Genomic DNA, 11,917 nt, shown 5'->3' with positions numbered 1-11,917 from the left:
CCACGCTCCGGTATAGTGAGCGTGGGGCTTCTGTCGGTTAAGCTAAAGTGAGGTAAAAGCTTTTTCCTCGCGTGGAGAATCACAATTGTGAAGTTACAGCGACCGATTTTAGTGGGAGGACTAGGACTATCGTTCTCCCTGTGGATGTTAGACAGTTGGCATGATTCAATGGTGCAAGTGGGAGAATTCGGACTCCTGAGTGCTTTGGCTGTCGGTGGGGGTTTGTGGTTGTTCAATAAAAATCAGCCCCAATTAGGTGAACAGCTAAATGATATAGTTGTCAATCGGGCAGATGTGGATAAAGCGATCGCTCAAACCCAAGTAATAATTAATCAACTGGCACAAGAAGCAGTCAATCATCCTCACCTAGCAATTCTCCGCGAAAATCTCGCTAAATTGCCCTTAGAACTGGATAGAAAGGAAATTAACCTGGCCGTTACTGGTGGTAAATCTGTAGGTAAAAGTACAGTTATTGAAGTTCTAAAAACTGCCCCAACTATTCCGGGAATGTCTTTGCATTTTGCGGAAACAGCGCCTTTATTTTCCGTAGCTGGTGAAAATTCTGATGTTGTCACTTTATCGGAAATGCAGAAATCTGATTTTGTCTTATTTCTGACCAACGGTGATTTAACAGATTCAGAATTTCAGGTTTTACAACAGCTAAAAGCCACAAAACAACCAAGTTTGCTGGTTTTCAACAAACAAGATCAATATCAACCTGATGAACGCGCTACAGTTTTTCAATCATTAAAACAGCGCATTGGTGCAAATGTAGTTGCGACTGCGGCTTCTCCCGTACCTGTGAAAGTGCGGAAACATGAAGAAGATGGTTCTTGCCAAGAATGGATGGAACAACCAACGCCAGATATCCAGCAATTAACACAACAATTAGCAGCGGTTGTGGGACAGCAAGGAGAACAGCTAGTTTGTAATACCACAAATCGCAAGGTATTATTACTCAAAGCCGAAGCCAAAAATTGTTTAAATGGTGTGAGAAGAGATCAAGCCACACCTTTTATAGAACAATATCAATGGATTGCAGCGGCGGCAGCTTTTGCTAATCCCGTACCAGCTTTAGATATTCTCGCAACTGCGGCGATTACTGCTCAAATGGTGATAGATTTGGGTAATATTTATCAGCAGAAAATTTCCTGGGAACAAGCGCAACAAGTAGCGGGAACTATGGGAAGTTTGATGTTGAAATTAGGTTTAGTGGAACTTTCAACTAGGGCTGTAACGGGTATTCTGAAAACTAATGTTGCTACCTTTGTCGCTGGAGGAATGGTAGAGGGAGTTAGTGCTGCTTACCTGACAAGAGTAGCGGGATTAAGTTTAGTGGCATATTTTGAACAGCAAGAAATTGCTTTAGAATCGGGAAGTGCTTTAAATCTCGACAAACTGCGTCAAGTTTTGCAAACTGTATTCCAGCAAAATCAAAAAATGGCTGTTTTGGAAGCTTTTGTCAAGCAAGGTGTGAAGCGGTTGTTACCGGAAGCCAAACCAGTGGAAGTTGTGGCTTAATCTTCCATATCCCCGACTTCTTTAAGCAGTCGGGGATATGAATCTCTCAATTGTCAGAATCAGGATATCCAGGATTTTAGGATTTGCAGGATGTTGGTTTTAAATGTCATATTTTAAATATTCATTTAATATTTAATAATCAATTTTCAAATTGAAAATATGAGAGTTTAATAAGACAAATAAAATCACCAACTTCCCACCAAAAATCATCCAATAACATCCTGTAAATCCTTTAATCCTGAGTATCCTGATTCAGACAAATAAAAAACTATAGAACAATACAGCTTAAATCATAAAATCATATACTAAACAATAAAATCCACATCCTGGTAAAATAAGTGACTCTACTGGCACTTCTGCAATACTTCAGCCTAAGAACTTTGCTGTTCTTATCTCTATCCTTGTAGACAAGGTTATTGTTACCAAAACCTTATATACTGTACTAAGCTTTGATAAGCTGGAAAGTTGTGTTAAATGCGACACTATAAACTATGTATTCCTAGATTAAATTCTAGAGTGTCTATGGTTTTTAAGGTTTAATCAAGACTAAATCTAGTATTATTGAAAAGTCCGAAATTAGGTGTGGTGTGCAAATCAAGAGAGGAGTGAACAAAATGGATTTACGTGGAGATGCGTTGCAAATCCTTAAAGACACTAGTAGAACTTTTTATATCCCAATTAGTATTTTACCATCAGGATTACAAGAAGCAGTGGCATCAGCATACTTGTGTATGCGCGCCCTTGACCAAATTGAAGATGATCCAAATTTGGATAATGGGACTAAAAAACGCCTATTGCAGAATATTAGCCTCACATTGCAAGCGGGAATAGATGGTTTTCCGCTGGATGCCTTCTCTGTAGGATTTAAAGGTTGCGAAAATTCTTTACAAGAAGTCAGTTTACGCATTAGAGAATGGTCAATATTAGCACCTGAAAGCATTGCCCCGCGAATTTGGGATGCAACAGCCGCAATGGCTGATAGAATGGCTTATTGGGCAGATAGAAATTGGCAAATAGAAACAGAGGCGGATTTAGACCGTTATACCTTTGGGGTAGCTGGTGCTGTGGGCTTGTTGCTCTCAGATTTATGGAATTGGTATGATGGAACTCAAAGCAACCGCACTCAAGCCATAGGATTTGGTAGGGGTTTGCAAGCAGTAAATATTCTGCGAAACAATGGTGAGGATTTAACTCGTGGAGTCAATTTTTACCCAGCAGGTTGGGATAATGATCATCTCCAAAAATATGCCCGTCGCAATCTCATCTTAGCAGATGCCTATACGAACTCTTTGCCAAATGGACCGGCTTTGCAATTTTGCCAAATTCCTCTGGCTTTAGCTCATGGTACTCTAGATGCTTTAGCTAGTGGTAAGGAAAAACTCAGCCGTAGTGATGTTGTTTCCCTGATTGAAAACCTCATGGGTGTGAACGCTAAAGCTAGTTAGGAAATAGGGTATGGGGAACAAATCCGCCCGGAACTTAAGTTCCGGTCTAAAAGCTAAAGTGCGTTAAAACGCACTCTGGTTAACTCAAGATCAAAAACTATCCTATTTATGTCAAAGTAGTCGGTTTTAACCGAGTTTAGCTTTTAGACAGGGAATTCATTCCCTGGTTGGCTTAAGTTGACAACTAACAACTAACAACTAACAACTAACAACTGACAAGAAAAATATTCATGAAAACTACTTTATTTTTGAGTCCACCTTCTTTTGATGGTTTTGATGGTGGTGCGGGGGCGCGGTATCAAGCAAAACGAGAAATTACTTCTTTTTGGTATCCGACTTGGTTAGCACAACCTGCGGCTTTAGTTCCTGGCAGTAGGTTAGTTGATGCACCTCCTCATGGGCAGACAGTGGATGATGTGCTGAAAATTGCCAAGGATTACGAATTGGTGATTATGCACACCAGCACGCCTTCTTTGGCTAATGATGTGAAGTGTGCAGAAACGATCAAAGCGCAAAATCCCAATGTGCAAATTGGCTTTGTAGGGGCGCACGTTGCGGTTTTACCAGAGGCAACTTTACGGGAAAATCCGGTTATTGATTTTGTCTGCCGCAATGAATTCGATTATACCTGTAAAGAATTGGCAGAAGGGAAACCTTGGGATGAAATCAAGGGTTTGAGTTACCGGGATAAGTTGGGAAATATCCACCAAACGGAAGAACGTCCTTTAATTCATGACTGGGATGCTATGCCCAGTGTGTTGCCAGTTTATGCCCGTGATTTAGATATTAGTAAATATTTCATTGGCTATTTGCAACATCCTTACATTTCTTTTTATACTGGGCGTGGTTGTCCAGCAAAATGTACTTTTTGTTTGTGGCCGCAAACTATTGGCGGACATTTATACCGTCATAAAAGCCCCGATGCCGTAGGTAGAGAAATGGAAGAAGCCAAGGTTCTCTTTGGGGACAAGGTGCGGGAGTATATGTTTGATGATGATACTTTTACCATTGACAAACATCGAGCGATCGCTATTAGTAAACACATGAAGCGACTCAATTTAACTTGGAGTTGCAATGCCCGTGCTAATTTAGATTATGATACTCTCAAAACTTTACGGGATAACGGATTACGCTTGTTATTAGTAGGTTTTGAATCTGGTAATCAAGAAGTTCTCAATAATATCAAAAAAGGTATTAAGCTAGAAGTGGCGCGAGAATTCATGAAGAATTGCCACAAACTTGGTATTACTGTCCATGGAACTTTTATTATCGGTTTGCCGATAGAAACGAAAGAAACTGTAGAAGAAACAATTCGTTTTGCTTGTGAATTAAGTCCCCATACAATTCAAGTTTCTATTGCTGCACCTTATCCTGGTACAGAATTGTATGAACAGTCCAGAGAAAAGGGTTGGTTTGCGAATGAGTCTTTAGTAGCAACTTCTGGTATTCAAACTTCAACTTTGCAATATCCAAGTCTTTCTAGTGCGGAAATTGAAGATTCGGTTGAAAAAATGTATCGCAAATTTTACTTCCGTCCCAAAGCGATTATTCCCATTGTGCGGGAAATGCTGGCTGATAGACAAATGTTAGTGCGTCGTTTGCGGGAAGGTAAGGAGTTCTTTGGTTATTTGAATGACCGTCGGACTCAAGCTTTAGCTAGGTAAATCGTCAGAATCAGGATTTACAGGATTTAAGGATGTTCAGGATTTAATTTAATTGAATTATCTGCTGAGTATTTTTTAATTAATCCTGTTAATCCTTTAATCCTGGGTATCCTGATTCTGACATTTTTTGATTTCAATCACTTTTTACCAATGTCTTATTTAATTATTAATGCTGATGATTTCGGGTTTTCCCAGGGTGTAAATTCAGCGATTATTAAAGCCCATGCGGAAGGGATTTTAACTAGCACTAGTTTAATGGTAACTGGTGATGCTGCACAAGAAGCGATCGCACTGGCAAAAGATCATCCTCAGTTAGCAGTTGGGTTACATCTAGTTTTAGTTTGTGGTAAATCAGTTTTACCACCTTCGCAAATTCCCCATTTAGTAGACTCTCAAGGTAACTTTTCCAGTAATCCCACCCAAGCAGGATTAAGTTATCAATTTAATCAAGCTACCCGTGCAGAATTGCGGTTAGAAATATCTGCTCAATTAGAAAAATTTCGGGATTCTGGTTTAAATCTTGCTCATGTTGATGGACATTTACATCTTCATGTACATCCTGTAATTTTGAATATTTTAACAGAATTTGCCGCGGAATTTAAGATTAAATTTATTCGTCTACCTTCAGAAGAATTAAGCAAAAACATCAAAATTGATAACCGTAATTTATTCACTAAAATAATTTGGTCTATTGTTTTTGGACAATTACGTCGTTATGGAGAAGGTTTATTAAAAGCGAATCAAATTAAATTTGCTGACAGGGTTTATGGATTGTTACAAACTGGTGACATGAGCGAAGAATATTTACTCGGTTTGATACCACAAATAGAAGCGGAATTAGTAGAAATTTATTCTCATCCTGATTTAGTGAATACCGAGATAAATAACGGTGGTGAGGTAGAATTAGCGGCTTTGTTGAGTCAGCAAGTGCGAGAAATGTTGACTTTGAAAGGGTTTGAGTTGAGTAATTATCTGAAAATGACTCATTGATAATAAGGTATTAATCAAAACCTGAAAAAACAAGAGTACATTTGTTTGCCCTATGTTATTTTACTTAAAAAAAATTATTATTATAATACAAGAGATATATACTAGTTATGGTATATCTGATTTATTCCAGTTACATTTCTACTTATGGCAGACAAAATTTTACTCCCCTCTACATGGGATAATTTAAGTGATGAGGATAAAGAGTTAGCAAAAGAGTTAACACAATCCATCTTACGAGGTGAAGAATCTATTCGACTTTTATCGCAATTACTAAGCGGTGAAGAAATAGATGATGAATTTCACACAACAGCAAACAGTATTGGTAATCACAAATTTGATTTTGAAGTTACTACTCCTGACAAACAACAAACAAGTAGTCCAACTTTAATGTTAGCTACTTTGACTGCACCCTCAAGTTCAACGGCTTCAACTATAGTATTTGCTGCTTTAAAAAGGCAGTGTGATAATATTTGTCGTAATGCTAATACCCAGAGAGAAATAGAAATTTGTAAAGGATGTCGAAGACTTTTTCCATAATCAATAGATATCTAGTGAAAAATAATGTAGAGACGTTTTATAAAACGTCTTTCTTAGCATTTAAAATTTTGGCATAGTCTTAAAAAATCACGAGGATATATTTGAGCAATGAGTACAGATAAATCTAAACAACAGAATAGTTCTCAAGTGGACAAACATTTACATTTGCAAGAAATAGCAGAAGTTAAAGAATTGCGAGAAAAATTTTTGATTATTACAGAAATTTCTGATCCTTTAACTCGTGAATATCACTTTGCATTGTTAGAAAAAGAAGCAGAAAAAGTTGGGTTATCTACCGAAACTTACCGCCGTTTATATGAAACATATATTTGTAATCATAAATTCATTCCCCAATATCCACCAAAATGGTGGATTCTCAAAGAATGGGTAGAGTGGGGTTCAAAATTTCCTAAAGCAGTTTTATTTAAAAAAATCCTGATTACAGCTTTAGAAAAAGGAGTTATAATTAGTTTAATTTTTGCAGTATTTAAATATTACTGGGAAGCACCACAACGAGAAAAACAAGCAAATTTTCAAACTTTACAAGTTTGGTTAATGGTTAATTCTGCTATTGAGCAAAAAGCTACAGGTGTTAGTATAATTATTGGTTTAGAACATTTGAATAAAAATGGTGAAATGTTACGAGATTTAAAACTTGATGGATTTGATTTAAGTGGTATTAATTTGCAAAATGCTCAACTAGCTAATGCAAGTTTTAAAGGTTCAATATTAGAATGTAAACGTGAAAAAGAATGTAGTAATTTAAGGAAAGCAAATCTTTATAAAAGTAATTTTTATACTGCTTATTTATCTGAAATAGATTTTCAAGAAACGAATCTTATTGATGCTAATTTACAAAAAGCAGATCTTAAACAAGCTAAGTTCCAAAATGCTTATCTTTCTGAAGCTAATTTGGGAGAAGCAGAACTTAGAGATGCAGAATTTCAAGGAGCAGATTTAGAAAAAACAAATCTCAAAGATGCTATAATGTGCGGTGATGTTTTTGTTTTTGATCAAGCTACAAGTTCTAAAAAATATATTTGTGCTAAGTTTATTGGAGCTAAAAATCTAACTGCTGAACAAGTCAAATCTGCAAAAAATTGGGAAAAAGCCTGTTATGATCGAGAACTAAGGATAAAACTAAATTTACCACCTGAGAACCCTGATTATTGTCAAAATTAACTTAAAATAATAAAATAATAAATGTATTTCTTTTATTAAACCTAAACTTAATTGCATCTGCTATGGTACGCAAAACAAAAACAGTATCCTCCACAACAGTAATTCCCCTAGCTCTTTCTGACTTACATCTCCAGTTAGCGGGTTTAGAGAAAGAACACCAATCTCTATTAAAGCAAATTAAGAAAAAGCGGACAGAATTAAATAACTTTGTCGAAAAAATGCGTTCGTTAGCGACAGAGGTATTTCATCGAGTTAGTCCGAATATGAAAACAATGGCCGAATTAGATGCAGAAATTCATGCTTTGTTTGCCGAAATTTTAACTACGAAAAAAATGGGTAAACAAACCCAGAAAAATATCCAATCATTGTACAGAAGTTTACAAATGGGAGGAATTATTAGTTATAAACCTATTGAAGAAGAAGATGATGATGATGAAGAATTAGATGAACTATTTGAAGATAATGATTCTCAAGAAAATCATCAACGTCGTCGTCAATTTTGGGAAGCAGAACAAGATTCAGAATCTCCCACAGTAGCGAGAACAGATGAATCTAGAAAAATCCGACAGACATTTTTGCGGTTAGCGGAAATTTTTCACCCTGATAAGGTTAAAGATAATGAAACCCAAATGACTCACACGGAAATAATGAAGGAAATTAATAAAGCTTACCAAGATGGAGATTTAGCGCGACTTTTGGAAATTGAACGTAAATATGAAGTCGGAGAAACAATTGATAATAATAGCGAAGATGATTTAAGTCGCAGATGTAGAAATATAGAACAACACAATCAAATTCTCAAAAATCAATATGAGAAGTTGAAACAGGAACTCCGGTTAGCAAAAAATACCCCGGAAGGATCAATGGTTGCGGATTACAAAAAAGCAGCTAAACAAGGTGTTGATTGTATTGAATTGATGCTGGAAACCATGCAAGCTCAAACTAAGATAGTTGTGGAAATTCGTGATTTTGTTCAAGACTTTAAAGATAAAAAGATCACTATTAAAGAATTTCTCGCAGGACCAGAAAGTCTCCGTTCTATGAAAGAGGATATGATGGAAGAACTACTGGAAAGAATGATGGAAGAATTTGGGGGGATGATGGATTTTAATTAGCAAATAATTTTAAGATTTATTAAGAATAATTGACACTACTATATAGTTTCATATTAGTAATGTGTAAGTATTCACAATAATACTCAAATACTAGTGAGATTTCAATGATGTTAAACCTCTTGTCTAAAACCATCAATGTTCAAATTTGTAAAAATTTGCATGAATTTCGGTGCTTAATTTTAGCAGCGGAACTATTTTTCATCACCACTCTATTTAGTCCCAGTTTAGTGAGTGCAGAGGAATTTTTACCTTTCTTTGACAATACAAAGAATCCTGTCAAGGTTAAATTTGGTGGTGTACAAGATTTAACTCCTCCCCCTCCTGTGTTGAATAAGTTTGATATAGCAGTTAATCAACTGTGTCGAGAAGTGGGAACAGTAGTTAAACCCGCTAGTTTTAAAACCATGTTTAACAGTTTTCCCGATGTTTTCAGCAATATTAAAAATAATCTTGGGGGTTATATTTTTCCCAAAAGAACTTCTAATCAAGAATTTCTGGAAGATCTAACTAATCTTTGGTTTAATGCTAAAGGATTTGATCATGTTTTTTGTGGTGAACCAGAAAAAAATAAAATTGGTGGTTTACATTTTGCTGGACGTTATTTGGATTTACAAAATAAACGTATTGCTGGAATTTTACCCAAGTCTGTGAGTACATCTGAAGTTAAACCAGGTGCTGTTTATTCCTTTGGTGTGAGAATGAAAGTTGGTGGAAGCACTGTGAATGATCCACTAAAAGGATATGGTTACACCCTCAATGCAGAAGAGATTTTAACAATTGCAGCGAAAGCATACAAAAATAACCCCAATTCAGAACCTACATCTAAAGCTTGTTTGCTGACTGTAACTGATGACAACAAAACATTTGTTAATGTTTTTGTTGCTAAAAAAGGTGGTATTCGTACCTTTTATCCTGATGCTACTCCTGATTATCAAAAAAATCCAGAATGTCAGGTTTAGTAACTTTCAATTAATAAACCAGGAAAACTAAAATGATATACAGCACTTTGCGCGAGTGAGACAGGTTTCATCTTGATTTTGCAAATTATTCCTTTAATTATTGTATTTAAATGTTACGCAAAGTGCTGTAATCATGAAGATATAACCGGAAACTGTGATGATATAATTGATATTTAGTTTCCTTATTTGTGTGTATTTCTTGCAGAAATTCTAACCAAGTTTCCATAATTTCCGCCACATCAAAAACATCAGCCTTGATAATTTTACTAATAGCTACCGTTGACATTGGTTGAGTTTCTTCAGCAGTTAAAACCCGCAAAATATCCATCGCAACATCAGATAAACCATCACCTTGCATCTTTTGCCAATGTTGCTGATAATAACTTTCTAAATCTGGGGGAATTTGCTCAAAATTATTGACAGAATAAAAACCATCAGCCATAGCTTTTAAAACTTCCTGCACATACATAAAATTATCTTCATTTTCATTAATTAATTCAATTATATTTCTCTGCGAACTCTGCGTCTCTGCGGTTCGTTTCTTCCGAATATATGCTTTAATATCCTCCCGATTTTCCACCGGATAATCTGCTAAATCTAAAATCTGTGAAGGTGCTTCAATTAACAAGCCACTATGGGATTTTTGATAGGGACGACGAGCGAAAATAAAATAAATTTGATCCGGTAAATATCGCGGTAGATAAAATAAATTCGTGCCTACAGCTTGACTATTTATATCAATTCCATCCAAACCATCAATCACAATAATTATTTTCTGATCTGGTAAATTCTCGCTGACTTGTTGCAATAAAGTAGAAAATAACCAACTTCCCTCATGTGCATTGATAAATCCTATCTCCGTCATCGTTTGCGGGGAAGGTTGGGGAGGGGTGCTAGATAAATTCTCTAACAATAAATTTAACTGTGTACAAACCTCTGGAAAAAATGCCTCAACTCGATTTTTACCAGCAATTTGGGCATTGTAATAAATAGTATGGGGATTTTGGCGCACAAATTGGGCAAGAATGGCACTTTTACCGCTACCGGGAACACCGACAATGGTGAAATAACCCTTGGGGTAACGGTGGAGAAAATTATTAATAGCAGTGAAGACAAAATCACGACCAACAAAATTTTCACTCTTTGCTGAAGCAGAGAAAGATAAACTATTCATCTGTCACCTTTCAAAGCAATTCTAACTGTTGATGTTTAGCATTTTTTATCTTACCTTTTTCTTTACCAGGACGATTAGTAGGTATTAACAATATTGAATCTTCATATTGTTCAATTTGTCGTTCAATTATTCCTGCAAAACGAAACCAAGAAAGTAATCTGCTAGTATAATGGTCAAATTTATCCCTTTTCTGTACCTTCTTTTTAGTCTTTTTAGTAGATATTGTTAATAATGGGAGTTCAATATCTTCATATTCATCTTCATCTTGAAGAGATTCACTAGAATATAATGTTTTTAATAAGTCTTTAAGCATATCCTTTTTAAAATATTCTCCAGTCTTAATTTTATGTTTATTTTTACAGATTTCTTTAATAACTAGATGTTCTTCCAATTGTTCTCTTAAATAATCTGAGATTTCATTATCATCTTTATCTAATAAATCTTTTTTGATTTTAATTGATTTGGTTTTTGTATCATATTCAACCTGGAAAAAATGACGTAAATCGCTAATAATATTATTAACATTATCAATATTCTCAGGTTTAGTGTTATTTTTATTTCTTTTATTTCTAGATTGAGATTTATTTTCTGTTTTTATCAGATTATGTTCGAGCAGTTTATTGATTAATTGCTCCTTAGTTATTTCCGTTTCCAGTAAACGGAATACCTTTAATATAGAATCTACAGGACGTTTAGGGATGTAAGTTATACTCAAATCTGGTAATGTAATGTCCTTGTTTAAAATATACTCACGCAAAATATCATCTCTAACTATGTATTCAGTATCAGATTCAATAATCAAGTTTTTCTCTATTAAAACTTGTATTTCTTTTTCATAAGATTCCAATATATTAGACTCAAAATTGGCTATTTTCTCTAAACATTGACGTTCTCTGAGTTGTAAATTCTTCTTTAAATCACTTTCAAGCATATTAATCACCAATTTATGAATATCTTGTGTTTTTATAGGAAAATTAGAATCTAACGGAGGATTACAAAATTTAGTTAATAACCTTCTAAGTAACCATGGGAAAGCAGAATATTTATTTAAAATCCAGTCTTCTAATTGTTGTATTTTTTTTAATTCTTGAGATTTATTTCGTTTCTCTTTTAACCATTTTTTAAAAATTTCAATGCAATTTTTAGGTTCTGCATCTAAAAGCTGACTGATTGTAACTAATTCCATTTTGTCTGTTATCAATTTTTCCCACCTAAATCTTATATTTGGATCTAAACCTAAAGATGTTGCACTTGTCCAAGAAAACCCTAATACTATCAATACTGTAGCCAAAAAAAGAGGATGAAGAGAGAGGGCTGATGTAGTAGAGTT

10 protein-coding genes are annotated in these 11,917 nt (G+C 35.2%); 8 read left to right on the top strand and 2 right to left on the bottom strand.

Features of this window, described 5'->3' with window-relative positions; genetic code table 11:
• Window positions 1-144 precede the first annotated feature (144 nt).
• The 8 genes from FJR06_RS15835 (at window position 145) to FJR06_RS15800 (ending at window position 9,413) form a co-directional block, all read left to right on the top strand.
• A complete protein-coding gene (locus tag FJR06_RS15835) occupies window positions 145-1,521 on the top strand; it encodes a DUF697 domain-containing protein (protein ID WP_083881477.1) in 1,377 nt (458 codons plus the stop codon).
• Window positions 1,522-2,135: 614 nt separating this feature from the next.
• Window positions 2,136-2,966 carry a squalene/phytoene synthase family protein gene (locus tag FJR06_RS15830; RefSeq protein WP_015080963.1) on the top strand — a complete coding sequence of 277 codons (831 nt, stop codon included), beginning with the start codon at window positions 2,136-2,138 and terminating at the stop codon, window positions 2,964-2,966.
• 230 nt (window positions 2,967-3,196) lie between these two features.
• A complete protein-coding gene (hpnJ, locus tag FJR06_RS15825) occupies window positions 3,197-4,630 on the top strand; it encodes a hopanoid biosynthesis associated radical SAM protein HpnJ (RefSeq protein WP_015080964.1) in 1,434 nt (477 codons plus the stop codon).
• Window positions 4,631-4,780: 150 nt separating this feature from the next.
• Window positions 4,781-5,620, top strand: a complete 840-nt coding sequence (gene hpnK, locus FJR06_RS15820; protein ID WP_015080965.1) for a hopanoid biosynthesis-associated protein HpnK — start codon at window positions 4,781-4,783, stop codon at window positions 5,618-5,620.
• A gap of 144 nt (window positions 5,621-5,764) precedes the next feature.
• The gene (locus FJR06_RS15815; protein WP_015080966.1) at window positions 5,765-6,157 is read left to right on the top strand and encodes a hypothetical protein; all 393 of its coding nucleotides are present in this window, start codon (window positions 5,765-5,767) and stop codon (window positions 6,155-6,157) included.
• A gap of 108 nt (window positions 6,158-6,265) precedes the next feature.
• The gene (locus FJR06_RS15810; protein WP_015080967.1) at window positions 6,266-7,339 is read left to right on the top strand and encodes a pentapeptide repeat-containing protein; all 1,074 of its coding nucleotides are present in this window, start codon (window positions 6,266-6,268) and stop codon (window positions 7,337-7,339) included.
• Window positions 7,340-7,401: 62 nt separating this feature from the next.
• The gene (locus FJR06_RS15805; protein WP_015080968.1) at window positions 7,402-8,454 is read left to right on the top strand and encodes a J domain-containing protein; all 1,053 of its coding nucleotides are present in this window, start codon (window positions 7,402-7,404) and stop codon (window positions 8,452-8,454) included.
• 104 nt (window positions 8,455-8,558) lie between these two features.
• On the top strand, window positions 8,559-9,413 hold the full coding sequence (locus FJR06_RS15800; RefSeq protein WP_015080969.1) for an EndoU domain-containing protein: 855 nt from the start codon (window positions 8,559-8,561) through the stop codon (window positions 9,411-9,413).
• A gap of 106 nt (window positions 9,414-9,519) precedes the next feature.
• Here FJR06_RS15800 and FJR06_RS15795 read toward each other — a convergent pair whose 3' ends face one another.
• Window positions 9,520-10,587: an ATP-binding protein gene (locus tag FJR06_RS15795; protein ID WP_015080970.1), complete on the bottom strand. Its 1,068-nt coding sequence runs from the start codon at window positions 10,585-10,587 to the stop codon at window positions 9,520-9,522.
• Between the two features lie 10 nt (window positions 10,588-10,597).
• On the bottom strand, window positions 10,598-11,917 hold a 1,320-nt coding region (locus tag FJR06_RS15790), incomplete at its 5' end, for a hypothetical protein (RefSeq protein ID WP_217359787.1).

The sequence above is a fragment of the Dolichospermum sp. UHCC 0352 genome (assembly GCF_009711925.1).
Classification (GTDB): Bacteria; Cyanobacteriota; Cyanobacteriia; order Cyanobacteriales; family Nostocaceae; genus Dolichospermum; species Dolichospermum lemmermannii.
The sequence above is the reverse complement of the archived record's forward strand: the minus strand, read 5'-3'. Positions and strand labels throughout refer to the sequence as shown.